Annotated in this window: 24 protein-coding genes; 7 read left to right on the top strand and 17 right to left on the bottom strand. The window is 37.6% G+C overall.

The window, feature by feature from the left end; translation table 11 throughout:
- Window positions 1–58 precede the first annotated feature (58 nt).
- Window positions 59–784: a hypothetical protein gene (locus MKX72_RS09905; protein WP_028413655.1), complete on the bottom strand. Its 726-nt coding sequence runs from the start codon at window positions 782–784 to the stop codon at window positions 59–61.
- Window positions 785–887: 103 nt separating this feature from the next.
- On the opposite strand from MKX72_RS09905, the gene MKX72_RS09900 reads away from it, so the two are divergent.
- Entirely contained in the window at window positions 888–1,133 is a 246-nt protein-coding gene (locus tag MKX72_RS09900) for a hypothetical protein (RefSeq protein ID WP_028413656.1), read from the top strand.
- Between the two features lie 10 nt (window positions 1,134–1,143).
- Here the strand turns inward: MKX72_RS09900 and MKX72_RS09895 are convergent, their stop codons facing one another.
- From MKX72_RS09895 to MKX72_RS09880, 4 genes are all read right to left on the bottom strand, one after another.
- The gene (locus MKX72_RS09895; protein WP_014460478.1) at window positions 1,144–1,341 is read right to left on the bottom strand and encodes a hypothetical protein; all 198 of its coding nucleotides are present in this window, start codon (window positions 1,339–1,341) and stop codon (window positions 1,144–1,146) included.
- 601 nt (window positions 1,342–1,942) lie between these two features.
- On the bottom strand, window positions 1,943–2,185 hold the full coding sequence (locus MKX72_RS09890; RefSeq protein WP_014460479.1) for a hypothetical protein: 243 nt from the start codon (window positions 2,183–2,185) through the stop codon (window positions 1,943–1,945).
- A gap of 596 nt (window positions 2,186–2,781) precedes the next feature.
- Window positions 2,782–2,970: a hypothetical protein gene (locus MKX72_RS09885; RefSeq protein ID WP_014460480.1), complete on the bottom strand. Its 189-nt coding sequence runs from the start codon at window positions 2,968–2,970 to the stop codon at window positions 2,782–2,784.
- An 84-nt stretch (window positions 2,971–3,054) separates the two neighbouring features.
- Window positions 3,055–3,465: a hypothetical protein gene (locus MKX72_RS09880; protein WP_029321326.1), complete on the bottom strand. Its 411-nt coding sequence runs from the start codon at window positions 3,463–3,465 to the stop codon at window positions 3,055–3,057.
- A 160-nt stretch (window positions 3,466–3,625) separates the two neighbouring features.
- Here MKX72_RS09880 and MKX72_RS09875 point away from each other — a divergent pair, with 160 nt between their 5' ends.
- Window positions 3,626–4,357 (top strand): polysaccharide deacetylase family protein, encoded by a 732-nt coding sequence (locus MKX72_RS09875; RefSeq protein ID WP_049164204.1) that lies wholly within the window; start codon window positions 3,626–3,628, stop codon window positions 4,355–4,357.
- A gap of 465 nt (window positions 4,358–4,822) precedes the next feature.
- Window positions 4,823–4,987: a hypothetical protein gene (locus tag MKX72_RS09870; protein ID WP_013056680.1), complete on the top strand. Its 165-nt coding sequence runs from the start codon at window positions 4,823–4,825 to the stop codon at window positions 4,985–4,987.
- Between the two features lie 123 nt (window positions 4,988–5,110).
- Here the strand turns inward: MKX72_RS09870 and MKX72_RS09865 are convergent, their stop codons facing one another.
- Window positions 5,111–5,806, bottom strand: a complete 696-nt coding sequence (locus MKX72_RS09865; protein WP_034268286.1) for a peptidoglycan-binding protein — start codon at window positions 5,804–5,806, stop codon at window positions 5,111–5,113.
- Between the two features lie 135 nt (window positions 5,807–5,941).
- A complete protein-coding gene (locus MKX72_RS09860; RefSeq protein WP_028413660.1) occupies window positions 5,942–6,691 on the bottom strand; it encodes a Cof-type HAD-IIB family hydrolase in 750 nt (249 codons plus the stop codon).
- A gap of 245 nt (window positions 6,692–6,936) precedes the next feature.
- Here MKX72_RS09860 and MKX72_RS09855 point away from each other — a divergent pair, with 245 nt between their 5' ends.
- Window positions 6,937–7,779 (top strand): sulfurtransferase, encoded by an 843-nt coding sequence (locus MKX72_RS09855; RefSeq protein WP_155008182.1) that lies wholly within the window; start codon window positions 6,937–6,939, stop codon window positions 7,777–7,779.
- 75 nt (window positions 7,780–7,854) lie between these two features.
- Here the strand turns inward: MKX72_RS09855 and MKX72_RS09850 are convergent, their stop codons facing one another.
- The 4 genes from MKX72_RS09850 to MKX72_RS09835 form a co-directional block, all read right to left on the bottom strand.
- Window positions 7,855–8,499, bottom strand: a complete 645-nt coding sequence (locus tag MKX72_RS09850) for a FusB/FusC family EF-G-binding protein (RefSeq protein WP_028413662.1) — start codon at window positions 8,497–8,499, stop codon at window positions 7,855–7,857.
- Window positions 8,500–8,634: 135 nt separating this feature from the next.
- Complete coding sequence (locus MKX72_RS09845) at window positions 8,635–8,913, bottom strand: CD3324 family protein (protein WP_285852074.1); 279 nt, start codon at window positions 8,911–8,913, stop codon at window positions 8,635–8,637.
- A gap of 366 nt (window positions 8,914–9,279) precedes the next feature.
- The gene (locus tag MKX72_RS09840; protein ID WP_013056674.1) at window positions 9,280–9,408 is read right to left on the bottom strand and encodes a YuzL family protein; all 129 of its coding nucleotides are present in this window, start codon (window positions 9,406–9,408) and stop codon (window positions 9,280–9,282) included.
- A 65-nt stretch (window positions 9,409–9,473) separates the two neighbouring features.
- Window positions 9,474–10,154, bottom strand: a complete 681-nt coding sequence (locus tag MKX72_RS09835; RefSeq protein ID WP_028413664.1) for a class I SAM-dependent methyltransferase — start codon at window positions 10,152–10,154, stop codon at window positions 9,474–9,476.
- Between the two features lie 104 nt (window positions 10,155–10,258).
- Between MKX72_RS09835 and MKX72_RS09830 the strand changes: the two genes are divergently transcribed.
- On the top strand, window positions 10,259–10,483 hold the full coding sequence (locus MKX72_RS09830; protein ID WP_013056672.1) for a DUF3892 domain-containing protein: 225 nt from the start codon (window positions 10,259–10,261) through the stop codon (window positions 10,481–10,483).
- A gap of 12 nt (window positions 10,484–10,495) precedes the next feature.
- Window positions 10,496–10,642, top strand: coding sequence for a hypothetical protein (locus tag MKX72_RS09825; RefSeq protein WP_013056671.1), 147 nt, complete (start codon window positions 10,496–10,498; stop codon window positions 10,640–10,642).
- Window positions 10,643–10,945: 303 nt separating this feature from the next.
- Here the strand turns inward: MKX72_RS09825 and MKX72_RS09820 are convergent, their stop codons facing one another.
- From MKX72_RS09820 to MKX72_RS09810, 3 genes are all read right to left on the bottom strand, one after another.
- Entirely contained in the window at window positions 10,946–11,821 is an 876-nt protein-coding gene (locus tag MKX72_RS09820; RefSeq protein WP_014460489.1) for a helix-turn-helix domain-containing protein, read from the bottom strand.
- A 249-nt stretch (window positions 11,822–12,070) separates the two neighbouring features.
- A complete protein-coding gene (gene ribD, locus MKX72_RS09815; RefSeq protein WP_033578754.1) occupies window positions 12,071–13,162 on the bottom strand; it encodes a bifunctional diaminohydroxyphosphoribosylaminopyrimidine deaminase/5-amino-6-(5-phosphoribosylamino)uracil reductase RibD in 1,092 nt (363 codons plus the stop codon).
- Window positions 13,159–13,908, bottom strand: a complete 750-nt coding sequence (locus MKX72_RS09810) for a GTP cyclohydrolase II (RefSeq protein WP_028413666.1) — start codon at window positions 13,906–13,908, stop codon at window positions 13,159–13,161. Before MKX72_RS09810 ends, ribD begins: the two co-directional genes overlap by 4 nt.
- Window positions 13,909–14,264: 356 nt before the next feature.
- Here MKX72_RS09810 and MKX72_RS09805 point away from each other — a divergent pair, with 356 nt between their 5' ends.
- Window positions 14,265–14,588: a winged helix-turn-helix transcriptional regulator gene (locus tag MKX72_RS09805; RefSeq protein ID WP_014460492.1), complete on the top strand. Its 324-nt coding sequence runs from the start codon at window positions 14,265–14,267 to the stop codon at window positions 14,586–14,588.
- Between the two features lie 118 nt (window positions 14,589–14,706).
- Here MKX72_RS09805 and MKX72_RS09800 read toward each other — a convergent pair whose 3' ends face one another.
- The 3 genes from MKX72_RS09800 to zwf form a co-directional block, all read right to left on the bottom strand.
- Complete coding sequence (locus tag MKX72_RS09800; RefSeq protein ID WP_028413667.1) at window positions 14,707–15,918, bottom strand: MFS transporter; 1,212 nt, start codon at window positions 15,916–15,918, stop codon at window positions 14,707–14,709.
- Window positions 15,919–16,191: 273 nt separating this feature from the next.
- A complete protein-coding gene (locus tag MKX72_RS09795) occupies window positions 16,192–17,247 on the bottom strand; it encodes a tartrate dehydrogenase (protein ID WP_033578751.1) in 1,056 nt (351 codons plus the stop codon).
- Between the two features lie 149 nt (window positions 17,248–17,396).
- Entirely contained in the window at window positions 17,397–18,896 is a 1,500-nt protein-coding gene (gene zwf, locus MKX72_RS09790) for a glucose-6-phosphate dehydrogenase (protein WP_186808523.1), read from the bottom strand.
- Window positions 18,897–18,899 lie beyond the last annotated feature (3 nt).

Below are 18,899 nucleotides of genomic sequence, written 5' to 3'. Positions count from 1 at the left end.
TTCAGAAATCCAGCTTCGACAGCAATGATTTGAGAATCCAAAGTTTTTACTCTCTTCCTCATCCTTCTTCATCCTCGTCTAGCTTTGTTTCATCCATTTCCTTCTTTTGTTCTTCTATCATTGTGTCCAGCCATTCAGGCGGCTTTTCACCTTGGTTTTCATTGTATACTTCTGAAGCATCTTTTTCCTCTAAAGAGGATAAGATGTCATGTATATCATTTTGATTGCCCAAAATATTGCCAAATCCCTGACTCACTTTTTTATGACTTCTAAAATTTGTCGGAAAGTTATTACCAAAGTTTACAGCTGAAGCATCTTCGATTGTACCAATATGAATGTCCCCTATGCTAAAGATTGATTCTAGAGCCTGATTAGACTCCCTCATTTTTTCTGTATGGATTAGTTTGTAAGGGACACTTCTTTCATTAATTTTAACTGATATTTCAGAAGGACCCTTTTCTTTATTTTTTGCTTTATTATTCTGACTACCCGATTTCCGATTAACATCAGAGTCATTTGTTGTTTTTTTACCTTTCTTTCTCGGCGCTTGATATTGATTCGTTTGCGCAGGAAAAGTATTACCAATATTCAAAGTTCCACTAAGTTCCTTTACATCAATATGTTCTAAATAATAAGACAGTTCGTCCAAGTTCAGTGTTTCAACGTTCTTTATATCTAAATGAAAAGATTGGACCTTTTCTTTTGAAAGTTCATTTACGTGTTTTTCTAAGCTTGCGAGCCTTTTTTCAATGTTTTTGAGTATATTCAACACCTTTTCATCCATAGAGTTTGACCCCTCATTTGTTTTAACACTTTTAGCCCATTTACAACATATAGTAGTGTATTAGATAACTTTAATTAATGTCTCATATGTATCGGGAGGAATTATGAAAATAGATCTCCGTTCTCCGCAAATCATTTTTGATGACCTCACCGTAAATACGGTTAAAAACAACGCAGGAGTATTTATAGGAAAAAATATGCAAAAAAATTGGGAAACTACAATCAGCAGCAGCAATTCAGGTTTCGGCACAATTTCGGGAGATGATAATCAACTATCCTACAATACACATCTTGTTCTTGGTGAAGATGATGTAAATGACTCTTTTAAGCAGGCTGCAAAAGAAACTTAACTCTACGATTTTACTCATCATTTTTTTTAGGGGTTTTCGCCACGGTGGTATTATTTAAAATTTTATTAGAATCACCAACTATTTTTCCGAAACCGTCAGAAATTCGACTTTTATGACTCCATTTATATTGAATATTAACGCCATAAAATAGGCCTGAACTGTTTTGGATTTTATTTACTTTGATGGAATGATAGTGAATATTAGACATAAAAACACCTCACAGACAGCAGTTTACTTCATCTGATTCAATATAAAACTGAAAATACATTATCTTATGTTTAAATTCTTATTTGTTCGTCTCAAATTGAACGTCTCTTTAATCATTTAAGCTTTTACGCCTTTTCTATGATACTTACTCCATTTACTATAAAAGTATTCCTCTCATTCCCCTTGCAGTGTATATTAATAGCTTTCCCTCTAAAATAAGCTAGCAAAAAAACCATCTGTATAAAAGATGGTTTAAGCCTGTTACTCATATATCCTCGCCACTCTGCCAAAACAACCGATTGATAGAATGCCTAGTTACTTTTACTTCTTTAACTTTGTGTAACAGGAGCATTGTTGAAATCTATGTGTTCAGAAAAATTGGAATCAACGACGTCATTATCGTTAATAACATTTACCATTTGAGAGGCAAAGTTATTATAGCCGATTATTTCACCAAACCCCGTATTACTTTTCCAATTCACTTCCCAATCTGATTGAGTATTTTCTCCTGTGAAAATACCAGAGTTATTAGAAATATACGTAACATTAAGATTAGTAAATTTTATAATCAACTTTTCTCAACTTCTTTCATCTTCTTTTTCCTAGAACTGAGAAACTGGCTGAGGATTAATATTTTCAGGCTGAGTAATTGGCGTATCACAAACATCCTGATCATTAATAATATTCGTGCTCCCCAATATAGCTGAATTTATAGCAAAACCGTTTCCTAAGTTAAATTTACCTTGGGAATTCCAATCTGGCTGGCTATTTTGACCTGAAGCAATTACTGAATTGGACACCATACTTACCACGTTTATTTGGTTGAAAATGACGGAAACAGGCATTAGTCCATTCCTCCGCTTTCTAAAATTTTAATGTAGTATATGCGTCCGTTTAAAGTATGGTTCAATTGATTTTCTGCAATTAAAAATGTTAGTTAAGTCTACCGTCACTAACTTTATATATTCTTCTCATAAACTCTTTGCATTACCTTTAATCACCAAGCTTAAAATGGGACATTTCTCGATTATCTTTGATAAAGAAAAGTATTTAGGCCTTGCTTCTTTTTTGTAAGCAGCCATGTTTTCTTTTTAATTCGCATTTAGAACATAGTTTTATCAAATAAACAAAGAGATTGAGACATAACGAAATCAATCCAATCCCAGAACGAATGGGATAAATAATTGAGTATGAATCGCCTATGATACAGCTGTTGATTTCCGTGTAATACCTCACTTTTTATGGGATGATGATGAGCTTCCTCGCCGTTTGCGCTCCTTCGGCGAGTTCTTATCTATTTAGCTTTTCTACACCTTGTCCTTCAACCAACCGCTAGAATCAGCTACATACATAAGGTCTACGTTCAGCCTATCCATGAAAAAATCCGAACGATTCACCGCTCGGATTCTTCTTCAACTAATATACGTTTGTCTCAGCCTCTTTAAAGTTCTTTAATATATTCAATGACCGAATCTGGAAATTCGTTTCGAATTCCGCAATTCCCACAATAAAATCCGCTATATTCGTCTGTCGCAACGTACTGTCTTAAAAGAAACAATGTTAACCTGTTTGGGAGACCGCATTCTGTGCAAAACGCCAAGTACTTGCTGCGCTGTCTGTTTGCTGACATACGTTTCATCCTTTCGATTAACTATAGAAAGCGTTTTCTTATTTATATGGAGCTTTCTTATCAGTTTATGACAGCAATTACCGCCTATCTCCAATTGTTGTCGCGGCGAGAAGAGCGAAAAAAGCGCAGAATTAAATTAATGACAAGCACAATAGCCAAAATGTTAATTAATAACCCAAAAATCCCGCCCAGTGCCCCCATATGACCAAGCAAACCTCCAAATAAAAGTCCTGCTAGCCCTCCATACAGAAGTCCACGGGCGAATCCCCCCCGGTTTGAACGAGTAACGCCTCGATTTACCGTTCCATTTCTGCGGTTTGAAAAATTAGATCTCGGCTCATTTTGTCTAACGCTTGGCTGTCTATTAAACGAACGCTTTCCCGAACGATACGACCTTGCACTTGCGTTATAGTCATCGTGATAGGAAATATATTCAGCTAAAGGAGATAAACTTAGCGAAAAGATCAATGCTACAGCGATCAGTATTTTTTTCATCTGTTTTTTCCTTTCTTGACCTAATAGTAACTGTTTATTATAGTGCGCTGTTTCATGCATATCATACGTTTTGGAACAAAAGGGCAATTCAGCTTCATACAAATTTTTTAATCGGGTATCATAACGTTATACTTTGTCCTAGAAAGGAGCGTGCATGTACATGATACGAAGAATTAGTATACTGCTTCTCACACTGTGCTTCTTATTTAATGGAGCCCTTCCTGCACTATGTAAAGCGGAACAAGTAAAAAATATAGCTGTGCGTGACCGTTTGCTTTATCAAGGTAATAACCACCTAAAGCAAACCGCCCTAACATTTGATGATGGACCGGATCCGCGCTTTACTCCACATGTATTGGATCAATTGAAAAAGCATGGTATTAAAGCAACCTTTTTTCTTATTGGGGCAAAAGCTCACGAACATCCTGAGCTGGTGAAGAGAATGGTAGCTGAAGGTCATGCTGTTGGGATTCATACCTATTGGCACCCCAACTTACTAAAAGAATCGACTGAAAAGTTTCACTGGGAAATTGCCAAAACTCAGGCTATTATTAAAAACATTACCGGGTTTGAAACACAGCTGTTTCGTCCTCCCTATGGAAATTTAACGCAAGAAATGATCAGCGAGCTGCCAAATGAAAATGTCTATGCGATTAACTGGTCTTCTGATTCATTAGACTGGAAGCAAATCCCAGAAGCGGAAATCACCAAGAATGTATTTAAGAACATGCACGCTGGAACAATTGTTTTGATGCACGACGGCGGCCATTGGACCATGGATCTTTCCAACACCCCAAAGTCGCTGGACACCATCATTCCTAGACTTAAACAAGAAGGATATCATTTTGTGACCGTCCCAGAACTTTTGCACATCCCTTATCCAAAAAATTAAGCTCCAACGAGTTTCTGATTTAGAAACTCGTTGGAGCTTTACAATTTTCTTTAATAGAAAGTAAATATGCCTCCCCCTACAAAAAGAGCGTGTCAAAAGATTTAATACAAATCCATCTTAAAACTCAAAAATATGCCTTATTCCTTCAAAACGTTATCATACTAAAGATACAAAAGGAGGCATTCTTTTTTTGTTCCATCACTCTACAATAGAGGGAATTTACGGATAACCTCTAAAATAGGTTTTAAGTTGCATAATTAGGAGTAAATATTACTATAACTACTCTCATATTTTTAGACAAGCTGCATATGTATAAAATGAGAGAGTCGAACGCATTCCACATATCCCTAAATTTCTTCTTCTCACAAAAAAATTGACGAACTTTTTTTGTCAACAGGTGCGTATAGATATGATAGAATTCCTATATAATGACCTGGATTCATTTCTAAACAAGGAGTTTTGACTATGATTAATGAACAAGAGACGTTGTTATTTATTAAAGAACTTGGCCGCTTGTTGAAAGACTATCAAAACTGTTCAAACGCCTCTGTAAAAAGTGAAATATATAAAGATATCGTGTTGTTGAGCAATGTTATCCAGTTAGATCACGTGAACGTTTCTTACGCTTAGAAAATCCTTTTTATTTCTTTATAAATTTCAGTTTTTCTACCATAACTACAGAAAAGGAAGAAAGGAGACGATTTCCATCCATCTCTTTTCTTCCTTTTCTCGTTCTCATATTTTTATGGTTATTTAGAACATAGTTTTATTAAAATTTCCATAGAGTTTTTCGAGTGTCTTCGGTCCAACTATTCCATCTACCTGCAAATAAAGTGCTTGTTGAAAAGCTTTTACCGCTTTGAGAGTGGAAGACCCGAATATACCGTCTGCTCCTCCAAAAAGAGAATAGCCTAAGTGAATAAGCATACGTTGAATTAACTGTACTTGATTTCCTCGATCTCCGTATTCAATTAGCACTCTTGAAACCTTTTCCGTCTGTTTCTCAGGTTTTTTTCCACTTCGAAGCTCCGACAAAGATAAACCGAATGTATATTGAAAATGAGGATAATCTTTTAAGCTTTTCCAATCTCCTCCCCATTCCAACCCGATCCTTTTTCCTACCTCTCCCGCTTTGTTCCATCTTCGATCAATGGTCCAGTCAACTTCTCCGTTGTTATCAAGCAGCGCAATATCAATAGCTAGTCCATAATTATGATAAGAATAGCCGCCTTTGGCATTAGTCACGATACTTCCTGGTGTTGTTCGGCCTTGTGAATATAGTTTATGCTGCTGCTCTATCGATCTAAATCCTTCAGTGATCACAATAAATATACTTTCTTTATATGCTTGCCTAATGAGTTCGTACGCTTTTTCTTGCACTATTTCATGTACATTCTGCAGCTTATTTTCTGCTTTTTTTAACAGCTTGTCTAATGATAAATCGCTCATACTCCCCACTCCTTAACTAGATGGCTTCTCCTTATATATACGTATAAGACGAACTCTAAGGGAGGCATCCAGTATCAGTTTATGCGGAAAGTAGTTAAGTGGTGCAACAGTGCCGCCTGCTGTGTAGAGCTACTGTTATTTCAGTACCCAGTGGCTGATAGCCTTCGCTACTCCGTTGTTGACATTTGTATCTGTCACCCAGTCCGCTGCTTCTTTTACAGCTTCCTGAGCATTTCCCATGGCGATTCCACAACCTGCCGCTTCAATCATAGCCATATCATTTAAGCTGTCTCCCATTGCAATGACTTCATCCATTGAAATGCCCAAACGTTCACATACAGTCATGATCCCTTTTGCTTTGTTAATACCAAGTGCATTAATTTCTAGATTCGTTAAACTAGAATTGCTGATTTCAAAATCTGAAATGCCTGCTATTTGTTTCAGCACTTCTTCTCGTAAAGCATCATCTGGAATATCGTAGCCAAACTTCAGCCATTCCTGTGAAGCAATATCTTCTGGAAATTCATCTCTCCATACTTTATCCGTCGTCACAGCCCAGAAGTTAAGCTTATGCTCTTGCGTTAGATTCCACATTTTCTCAATGTGTGAAGCATCAATTAACTTTCGTTCTACAAGCTGTCCAGATTCATCCCAAATTTCACTTCCGTTTACTGTAATAAGGTAAGAAGACAGCTGAAGAGACTGCGCGTATTCACGGCATGTTAAAAGAGATCGCCCCGTGCTTAATACCACATGAACACCTTGTTCTTGAGCTTTAGCAATGGCCGCACGATTTTCTTCAGAAATTTCTTGCTGATCGTTCAGCAGGGTTCCATCCATATCTAGTGCAATCAGTTTAAATTCTTTCTTTTCATTTGTTTGCATCTTTCTCTCTCCTTCTCATCAATAGTAAGTATGACATTGCGCTGAGTATTTAACTTATACTATGTAACTCTTACTATAACTGTAGCACAAGAGCATTTCACTCTGCATCAGATAAGCGCTAAAATGGTCAATTATTCTATGGGGAATAATTGAAGGAAAGCAGCATACCTTTGCCGTAATTTATATTTAAAGCTTTTCATTTTTATTTATTTCAACTAGAATTTTGGTAAAAGGATGTGAATGTTATGAACACTATTATTTCACCGGCTGACTTACATACTGCATTACAGCAACCCCAACACTCCATTGTGTTGCTTGACTGCCGATTTACCCTTGGAAAGCCTGAGGCAGGAGCAGATGCTTATCAAAATGAGCACCTCCCGGATGCTCATTATTTGGATTTAGAAAAAGATTTGTCCTCTGTGGCTACTTCTCACGGAGGCAGACACCCGCTGCCCGATGTTCAAAAGCTCGCTCAGAAGCTCGGCAGCTTAGGAATTAATGCTGATTCCAGAGTCGTCGTTTATGATGAACAAAACGGAATGATGGCTTCAAGAGCATGGTGGCTACTGCGATATATAGGAATTGAATACGTACAAATTTTAAATGGAGGTTTTACTAACTGGAAAAAATCGGGATACGAAACAACTAAGAGCGTTCCAGCATCTTCTCCTCAAACTTTTGTACCTTTCGTTCAACAAGACTGGGGACTTGCAGGAGTTGAATACGTAAAAGAAAACCTTCATAATCCTAATGTCGTTCTTATCGATTCTCGTGAAGAAAAGCGGTATCTAGGCTTAGAAGAACCTATTGATTTTATAGCAGGACATATTCCTGGCGCCATTCATTCTTTTTGGCAAGATGTCTTAACTTCAGAAGGTTTATGGAAAACAGATAAAGAGTGGAAAGAGATCTTTTCTGCTATTGATTCTCATACTGAAATCATTGTATACTGCCGATCGGGTGTATCTGCTTGCCCTAACGTTTTAGCTTTAAAATCAGCCGGTTTTCCAAATGTAAAATTATATGCCGGCAGCTGGAGCGATTGGATTAGCTATCGTGACAATCCAATCGAGAAAAACAGATAGACAAAGAAGGCTCAGTCTCACCAAAAGTATAGGGACTGAACCTTCTTTTTTTGTATTCTTCTTATTAGCCTCATGTTATTTACTAAGCCTTAACATAAAATCATGAAGCCGCTCTAAGGTAAGCAAGTTTTGATTACACGCTTCGCTATCTTGACAAATATAATTTCCTCGTTGGGTAAATGTTCCTTGAACAGTTCCTTTGATTTCAGCAGTGAACATACCGACTTCTTCGTAGCTGTGGCAAAGCGTGCATATTCCCTTCTGGTTGATAGGCTTAAACGTTCCTTGAATACCTTTTAGCTTCTGAGTATAGAGATCCTGCGCTACGATAAACTTTTTGTTTGAGCCTTTATCGACCCAGCTAACATATGAAATGCTCCCTAGATCAATGGTATCAACTGAAGGAATCTTTAACTTTTTCACTTTCGGAAACAATTTTTTCACGCCAGCTTCTGTAAACGATTTAAATGGAATCACGTAAGGCTTTATCGTTTCTAAAAACACTTCTGCTTGTTCTTTATTTTTAACTTCAGCAACCGGTAGCAATAACTCTTCCTGTTCCTCAGTAAGAACTTCAAACGCGTTTAATACTTTTTCTTTTGCAAGAGCTTTTAAAGCCTGCAGCACATCGGAATTGTTCACTGTTCCATACCCATTGATAAGAATTTGCGTTTGGCTTTTGATAAAGTTATATTGATCATTTCTTATAAACGCTTCCACGTTCTTCACTCCTTCTTCAGGTAATCAGCTACTTTTTACTTTACCGTATGGATTCCTTTTACGAAATGTAAAAAATAAATCAGAAATAAACTATACCTAAAAAAGCGCGGGCATTCAGTCGCCCGCGCTTGATTTTTACCGTTGCTTTTTATATACAATTTTTTTGATGGTTTCGGTTGATAAGAAGTATTCACGGGCTAGCTCCTCGATTGAAGCTCCTTTTTTGAACAACGTCTTAATCTGTTCGTTTCGCTCGTCAATCAACTTTCTTCCACCAGAGCAAGTGCCCCATTTCTTCCTTGCCTTCTGCGGCTTCGGAATATAAATGGTTTCTCCTTGAATATATTTTTGAATTTCACTAATCAGCTCTTCAGGTAAAATATTTGTTGCTTTTACATACGTCATTTCTGCCAGCTCCTTATGTGATTTTGCTTATACAATAAGGGGCAAAGCCGTATATATTAGAAATGAGATATGCTCGGTTAGGCGATGTCTATTACTAAACCGTCCACCCCATGCAAAGTATCGCCTCTCTAATATCAGGCTTTGCATGAGACGCTGCAGTATCCGGTAAATATCTTTTATTCACCATTTATTACACCTCCGCTTTACATCGAATGGAAACCAAGCTTGTAGAAAATTACAATTATTGGCTCAGATTTTATTATAAGCTATCTGCAATCTTGCAGACAATACCTTCTTACTTATAAAGATGACACCGTAAATAAAACGAACTTGCAGTGAGCTCGTTGTTCTCCCTGCAAGTTCGTTTTATTTTTGTTATGAACGCTTCTGCTTTTTGTTAGCTGAACTGCTTTGAACACCTTGTTCAGAAGTGGTCGTCCCTTGTCCTTCTACATTTGGTGAACCTAGCTCTGATTTTGAGCGGTCTTTTTTAATTTTACTCATGTCACTCACCTCCAGTTTGTAGTGTACCCTTTGTACAGCTACATATAAGGAGACGCGTGCTGTTTTTATTGTTTCTTGAGCATAAATAGCCATAGAAACGTTAAGGCTTGCTTTAATTCATTTGGGAGCTGTCCAATCAGCTTATCAGTAACATTTCGCTTATATACACCTTCGCCATCGATTACTTCCCATCCATTTTCTTTTGCAAGCTGTTCAAACTCCCACGGCATCATCGTATTGCAAATAACGTCTTCCCCATATAGTCTTTGATAACTGTTGGTACGAGGCTGAGCAGTTGGCCCAAGAATACCTACGCATGCATATCCTCCTGGTTTTACAACTCGGTACAATTCCTTCAAAGCTAATCGAGGATGCTCAGTCCATTCTAACGCATTGATTACCATAACCCCTTCTACTGATTCAGAAGACAGCGGGAGCTTCATAATATCAGCTTGAGCGAACGACAAATTTTCACTTTTATGCAGCTGCGATGCTTTTTGAATCATTTCTTCCGATAAATCAAGACCGATTGTTTTGTATCCAGAAGCAGCTAGAAGAGACGTTCCAAACCCATCACCGCAGCCCACGTCTGCCACTATACCACCTGATTTAAGATGTTTTTGAACAAATGGAATCACTGTTTTCCGACTTCCGTTTTTCCACATTTCTTCACTTCGGCTATTCCAAAATGATACTTTTTGGTTCCACTCGTCTTGAGCTTGATCATGCCAATTAAATGTTGTCATTTTTTATCCCCTTTGCACTCTTTTCTTTACCTTATCACTTTTTATAATGAATAAAAACGACTATTTCAGCAACCATATAGATGTAAAGGAAGGTGTTTATTTGTATGAAAGAACGTTTCGTTGCAGTACGTAAAAATGCAGACGGTGACCTTTTAGAATTCCAAACGGCTTCAGGAGACGTTTTAACCTATGAAGAAGCGTTAAAGAAAGTAGAAGCTGGGGACGTTGAGCATGTGAGTACCTTTGTAGGGAAAGACGGCGGTACGTATATTCGCAGCATTCCTGACCATGACAAAACAAATAATCTCGATGCATTGCCATCGTTTTAAAGGAGAATGGATATGACAAAAAAGAATAACAAAGGAAGCGCTAATCAAAGTAATCCAAAAACGCAGCACCACCTTGTTGAAATGGGTGAAGAAATTTCAAGCGGGGATAATTCAAAGGGAAACAAACGCAACAAAGATCAGTCTAGTAAAACACAATAAAAAAAGCCGTGCTTTTTAGCACGGCTTTTTTTATTAATGTTGGCTTGGAAGACCTAATGTTGAAAAATCTCCTGTTGCTACGCTTGTTCCAACTGAAGCAACACCTGCTACTAATGTAAACGCTAATGCCATACCGACTAATACTTTTTTCATAATTATTTCCTCCTCTTTCTTTGATTTGACTCTAGTGTATCACAGGATAAAAGTAGATGAATTCCTTTCTATCAGCATTTATCACCTTAAAACCATGGATTTCCTCCATTTTGATAGAAATTTCTCAAAAATTATAATGATAGGAATATTTTAAACAAATAGAGCTTCAAGTTCTTTTTCTACTAGCTTGACGAATCGCTCGTTTCGCTGCAAGGTGAAAATGGTCATAGACTTTTCCATATATTCTTTACCTTGTTCAATTTTACCTAATTTGATTAAGCTCTCTCCTGCTTGGTAATGAAGTTCTCCAAATAAATACATTGATTCATTACTAATGCACAAATCGATTCCTCGGTTGCTATATATCAATGATTCATCATAGTTACTCATATCTCCAAGCGTTTTGGCAAGTGCATTTAAAATTCTAATTTTTATATTTTCGTCTTTTGTTTGGGGCAGCTCATTTAAGCTTTTGAGTGCTGTTTGATATGTATCTAGAGCCTGTTCATACTCTTTCTCTTCATAAAGAATAATCCCAATGCTATTTAAAATTTCAATTTCTCTTTCTTTATAAAACGTTGCCGATTGCTTAGTAAGCTCGATCGCTTGGTACATTTTAGACAGCGCATCTTCTTTATTATGATGAATGTAATACACGCAAATACCTTCGTGCCACATTAAAAACTGCTTGTTCAGCGGATTTTGAAACAGGGGACTTTCTTTTTCTTTTACAATGATATTATGAATAGCATCATAATCTCTCTGACGAATATATTGACGAATTAACGATTGAACCGCATCTACGTAATCAAGTCGAGGTGATTCTACACTATCAAAAAAGTAGTTAACATCTACGCCAAGGCGCTTAGAAATTTTATAGAGGGTAATGCTTGATGGATATTCTTCACCATTTTCAATTTTGCTGATTTGCGCTTGTGTACAAATGTCTCTTGATAATTCTTGTTGTGTCAACCCTGCCATTTTGCGAAGGTCTCTCATAACACTCCCAATTCTATACTCTCTCATCTCTTTTCTCACCCTTACTTTCACATAATATATTCTCTCTATAAACATATAGTGCTTTTATTTAGATAGTCAACTGTAAACACGTTAAAAATTTATGCAATGTTTCGAAATTGACCATTCCCTATAATAGCAAATTAATCTATAAGAGTAAAATAGTGTATTATTTTTCTTCTCTAAAAAATCCGAACGATAAATCGTTCGGATTTTCCTTCAACTAACATATTTTTGTTCCAGCCTCATTTACATTTTTCATTTATAAACAGGATATCCAACAAATTTAAAGTCTTTACCAATTGAAGTAACAGAAAGACGCTCCACGTCCACTGCATCCCACATCTTTTCTACGCCTTTTCCTTCTAGAAAAGTAGGAGCTTCTTTTCCTCCTGAAAGCTTTGGAGCCATATACAGCACCAATTTATCAATTAAACGATTTTCTAGAAATGCGGCATTCACTTCGCCGCCTCCTTCAATTAAAAGAGACGACACAAATTTCTCACCTAGTATAGAAAGCATATCTTCAAGATTTACTTTGTCCTCACCGCTTGTGACAAATACTTCGACGCCTTGTTTCTCAAGCTGTTCTTTTTTTTCTTTTGAATAGCCCTGACTTGTAAATACCCATGTTGGGGCTAAAGAATCCGTTGCTAGCTTGGAATCAAGGGGCATACGCAACTTCGAATCCATCACAATACGAATCGGGCTTCGGCCGCCTTCGATGCGAGTTGTCAGCTCGGGGTTGTCCTTAATGACCGTGTTCACCCCTACTAAGATACCCGCCGTTTCATGACGAAGCTGATGTACATCCAAACGAGCTGCCTCAGACGTAATCCACTTGCTGTGAGAAAAAGCAGTAGCTATTTTACCGTCTAACGTAATCGCTGACTTTAACGAAACAAACGGCTTCTTCGTTACAATATACTTATTGAAGACTTCGTTCATTTGACGTGACTCTTCTTCACATACACCTGTTATGACCTCAATGCCTGCTTTTTCTAAAATTTCAACTCCATTACCTGCTACTAAAGGGTTGGGGTCTAAAGTTGCTATGACCACTTTCTTTACACCGGCTTCAACCAGCGCTTCAGCACAAGGACCTGTACGTCCGTGGTGTGAACAAGGCTCTAGCGTTACATAAGCAGTCGCTCCTTGTGCTTGTTCGCCAGCCATTCGCAGCGCATGAATTTCAGCGTGAGGCTCTCCCGCTTTTAAATGCGTACCGATTCCAACGATTCGATTATCGTTTACAATGACAGATCCTACAAGCGGATTTGGATCTGTTTGTCCTTTTGTTGCTTTTGCGTTTTGTAAAGCTATATTCATATAAAATTCGTGATTGATCAAAGAAGAACCTCCTCTTTTAAGTGTCCTGAACGTTTAACTTTGGTGTCTAGATACTTTTCATTAAACTGAGATACATCTCCCCAAAGTGGAACGCGCCCTGATAAAAGTGCGCCGTTTTTCTCAAGTGCGATTAGCTTTTTCGGATTATTCGTAATCAGCGTAACAGGTTTTTGACGCAGCACTTTTAACACACTGATGGCCTCGCTATAGCTGCGAGTATCATCTTCAAATCCTAACCCTTCATTCGCCTCTACCGTATCAAATCCGTTTTCTTGAAGAACGTATGCCATTGCTTTGCTGAATAGGCCAATGCCGCGTCCTTCATGATTTGCTAAATAAAATAGCGCTCCGCTTCCATTTTCGACAATCATTTTCATCGATTGTTTTAATTGAAAACCACAGTCGCAGCGTTTGCTTCCGAATATGTCTCCCGTATGGCAGATACTGTGCATACGAATGAGTGCCTCATGCGATTCTTGAAAATCTCCGTACACAAGAACACTCGATTGCTGCATGTCAGCTAAATTAGCTCCTTGCATTTTTTCAATAAGCTCTTCCGTACTTAAAGATCCTTCTTTTACATTATCAGAACGCAACCATGAATACCAACTAAATACTTGAGTCTCTCCATCTAGATTCACCGGAAGCGTGATAGGTCCTACTATATAAATAAAATGATCATCATTTTTTACTACATTAATTTTATCTTTTAAAATTGAAACAACTTTTTCGTTAATCACAGTCATTTCCTCCTCTTATGTGTCTTTCACTTATCTACTCTTTTCACATTGTGCTCAATCTCTCACATGAACAAATATTTTTTCTAGCACTTCACTACATTTATCTTTTTTAATTGATGTATTAGCTTACTAAAAGTAAGTAACTTTACTTGCTTAAAGTATTATATGACGATACATTTATCTTGTAAAGCTTTTATGTTCTCTTTGTTACTTTTAGTAATTAACTTCTTTAATTATATAAATTATATAATTAAAATATAAAAACGTAAAGTAATTTATGTTCTTTAAGTAATTAAATTACACAACACTAGATAAAATGCTGACTTTGTTTTATAATATAGGAAGAGAATGGAGGTAATAACATGGACGGTTTAGCACTCTGCCCGCGTTTTGAAAAGGCTGTTACTATACTAACGAAACGTTGGACGAGTTTGATCATTTTTCAGCTACTTTCCGGCTCACAGCGGTTTTCTCAAATGCAAGAAGCACTTCCAGTAAGCGGAAGGCTCTTATCCGAGCGCTTAAAAGAATTAGAGCATGAAGGAATCGTCATTCGTACGGTTATTCCGGAAACTCCTGTTCGAATCGAGTATTCGCTATCCGACAAAGGATTAGCACTGGCGCCGGTAATTCAGGAAATTCAGACATGGTCCAGTGAGTGGATTACAAAAGAAGAAGTGGAATAAAAGAAATCTCTAAAGAAATCAGGAAGGCTTCAATATCGATGTGCTCACAACCGTTTTCTTTAGAGCTCCATAAATAAAAAAGGCATGCTCCCCTTGAGCACGCCTTTTTTTATTTATATTATTTTCCTAATGATTCATTTTGAGAAATAATACGCTGTTTCTGGCTTTTTCGGCCGTGCAATACAAGGTATACTGCTATAGCTAAAAGAGCAACAATGGAACAGAATACATACATTCCTTTATATCCGGCTGCTGTAGATAAAATACCTAATAAAAAGGACCCTAACCCCATTCCAGAGTCAAAAAACACAAAAAACGTAGCCGTGGCGACACCTCGGCGATGAGGAGAAGCTTTTTTTACAGCAATGGATTGAAAACTTGATGTAATCGTTCCAAATCCTAATCCAATCAATGCTCCAGCTAATAAAAACACCCAGCTTGTTGTCGCTTGGCTAAGCAAAAAGATACCGATAGCTAGAGATAAAATGGACGGATATACCACGCTGTTTTCTCCGTATTGATCAAACCATTTTCCAGTAAAAGGTCTAGAAGCTAATAAGCACACCGCGTATACAACAAAGAAAAAGCTTGAAGCTTGCGTAAAGCCCATTTCTTTTGCATACATAGACACAAACGAAATAACACTTGCATATGAAAAAGCTACCACAAGGCCAGCAACAGAAATAGGCAGCGAACGGTATTCAAAAAACGCCGCAAGACCTTTAGCTGGCTGTATTTTATTTGTTGCAGAAGAAGCTGGCTCCACCTCAGGTACACGAAGTACTAAACTGCATAATGCTGCTAAAACAGAAGATACAATCGCAACGGTAAAGACCGCTGTATGACCCAAAGTATTTGTTAACGTTAAGCCTACAAACGGACCCACTACCATCGCTAAATTCATGAACGTCGCATAGTATCCCATCCCTTCTCCTTTTCTCTGTTCAGGGATTACATTTGCAACAATTGCTCCTGTAGCAGTTGTGCTCATTCCAAAACCAATACCATGAAGCACACGCAGCAGCAGCAGCGCTGATAATGAGTGGATATTCATATATAAAATAGAACCAATTAAAAAGATGAAGACACCTATTAATAGGACTTTCTTTTGTCCTAATGTTGTCATCCACTTACCGGCTAGCGGTCTGAACACAATGCCGGAGACTAAAAAAATTGTCACAATTAACCCTAAGCTTTGCTTACTTGCATGAAGTTCATCCGTTGCAAACAGCGGCAATGTGACAGTTAACATATAAAAAATGACAAAAACAAAAAAGCTAGTCAGTGAGACCGCTAAAAAATCTTTTGTCCATAATTTCGATTTCTGCATGATTTTCCTCCTTTTATCTTTTCATTCGTACCTATTTATTAAAACAAACTAAAGCATAGTCCATAAATAATATGTATACGAATTATCTCAACTCAAACTATTATAGGGTTCATATATGTAAGTGTCAACATGTATTTATCGATTTCATTTTTCTATAGAAACAAATCAATAAATGAAACCTACATTCACCATCACAATGAAAAAATCCGAACGATTAATCGTTCGGGTTTCCCTTCAACTACATTACTTTTATCCCAGCCTCTTTTAGAAGCGTCACTTTTTTAAATGAGAAATAATTTGATCCGTTACTTCACTAGTAGTTGCGCTGCCTCCAACATCTGGTGTAATGATACCCGATTCCGTCACTTGCTCAATAACCTCTAACAAATGACTGCCTAATTCTTGTTCACCGAAATGATCCAACATCATTTTAGCCGTCCAAATCTGTCCGATTGGATTTGCAATTCCTTTTCCGACAATATCAGGAGCAGACCCGTGCACCGGTTCAAACATCGAAGGATATTTTCCGTTCACATTAATATTTGCAGCAGGAGCAACGCCAATACTCCCCATAATAGCAGCTCCTATATCTGTTAAAATATCTCCAAATAAATTGCTTGCCACAATGACATCAAAACGACTTGGATTTGTTACGAAGAAAGCCGCCAGCGCATCGATGTGCTGGGAATCTGTTTCAATATGAGGATAACTCTTTGCAACATCTTGAAACACTTCGTCCCAAAACGGCATGGAATGAACAATTCCGTTTGACTTCGTGGCGCTTGTAACTTTGGCTTTTCTTTTAGAAGCTAATTCAAAGGCATAGCGCATCGCTCGTTCTGTTCCCTTTCGAGAAAAAACCGCATTTTGAATCGAAATTTGATCTTCTCCTTGATATATCCGGCCTCCTACTTCACTGTATTCCCCTTCACTATTTTCACGAACAACAATTAAATCAAAGTCTTTTGGGTTCGTTAGTGGAGATGCGATGCCTTTTAGCCTCTTGGCCGGACGAATATTAATTACCTGCTGAAATTCTCGACGAATCTTAATAAGCAGACCCCATAGCGACACGTGGTCTGGCACAAGATTTAAATTTCCTACGGCTCCTAAAAAAATTCCGTCAAAGTCTTGAAGCTGCTGTAACCCATCTTCCGGCATCATTTGTCCGTACTTCAAATAATAATCACAGCTCCAAGGAAATTCTGTAAATTCAAATTTTAATCCCCCGTGAAGCTCTGCAATCGTATGAAGAACTCTAACTGCCTCTGGAACAACTTCTTTCCCTACTCCATCTCCTGGTATATTCGCTATTTTTAACGTTTTCATCAAAAGTCCCCCTGCGTCTTTTTATATAGATCTATACACAATACCTCATGGATTATACTCTTTTGATTATACGCAGGGAAAATAATCATCTCAAGAAAATTCAGAATATACAAACCGTGAAAAAGACATCCCTCAAAGAGATGTCTTTTTCAAATCGGCAAAAACACTCCAGGTGCTTCCCCATGCTCATCGTCATCGAGCCACCATTTAAAGCCTTCCTGTGCAACTAATTTTTGTGCTTCTTCAGGGCCTTGTGAACCAGATGGATATTCATAAAGTGGCAGCATATCAGCTTCAAATGCATCTAATACTGGCTGTACCCACTGCCAAGATAGCTCTACTTCTTTCCAATGGGCAAAAAATGTGGAGTCGCCGATTAATGCGTCGTAAATAATTCGTTCATATGCCTCCGGCACACTTTCTTCTTCTCTTGAAAACGTAATACGAACCGGCTCAATAACGCCATTTTTTAATGGATTTTTGCTATTAAGCTGCAAAGCGACGTTTTCGCTTGGGCTAATTTCAATAATAAATAAGTTTGGCGCTACTTTATCATAAGGAGTTTCATACAGACCTTTTAACGAATCTTTAAATTCAATGACGATACGAGTTGATTTTTCTTTCATTCGTTTACCCGTTCGAATATAAAAAGGAACACCTTTCCAAAATGGATTATCAATCCATAAGCGAGCGGCTACAAACGTGTCATTTTTAGAGTTTGCTTCTACGCCGGGCTCTTCTTTGTATCCTTTAACAGATTTGTGATCAATTTCTCCGCTTCCGTATTGTCCTCGTACAACATCGCGAGCTACTTCTTGCGCTGGAATTTTCCTCAGTGACTCCATTACTTTTTGCTTTTCTTCTAAAATGTTTTCTGAGCAAATTCGTTTTGGAAGATGCATGGCTGTCATCATGAGAACCTGCAGCATATGATTTTGAATCATGTCGCGTATGGCTCCCGTATGATCATAATACCCTGCACGATTTTCAACACCGACTGTTTCACTTGCTGTAATTTGGACATTCGCAATGTGTTTGTTATTCCACAATGATTGCAGTACAGGGTTCGTAAATTCAAGCGCTTCTAAATTTTGTACCATCGGTTTACCTAAATAATGATCAATTCGATAAATTTCTTCTTCTTTAAACGTACTGCTTAGCTTTTCATTAAGCTTTCTTGCTGAAGCAAGATCATGTCCAAACGGCTTCTCAATCATAAGACGCTTCCAGCCTCCGGTTTGATCCAAGCCGCTTTTTTTTATATGCAGCGCAATTACATCGAAGTATTCTGGTGCTACAGACAAATAAAACAAACGATTTCCTTTACTTCTATGAGTTGTTTCTTGCTCATTCACAAGATTTAGCAGCTGTTTGTAATCTTCTGTTTTGCTTGCGTGTACTGCTTGGTAATGAAACAGCGACAAAAAATCTTCCTCGTTACTTTCCATTTTCCGTCTCGAAAAATCGTTTATAGATTGCTTTACACGCTCTTTAAAATCCTCATGAGATAGCTGCTCGTACCCTGATCCAATAATAGAAATAGCATCAGGGAGCTTTTTGTCTGTAAATAAATTATAAAGAGCAGGAAAGATTTTTCTTTTTGCTAAATCACCCGTTGCGCCAAATAAAACAAAAGTTAAGGACTCCACGTT

The organism is Priestia sp. FSL R5-0597 (genome assembly GCF_038006305.1).
Classification (GTDB): Bacteria; Bacillota; Bacilli; order Bacillales; family Bacillaceae_H; genus Priestia; species Priestia zanthoxyli.
This window is presented reverse-complemented; position numbering and strand designations above follow the sequence as displayed.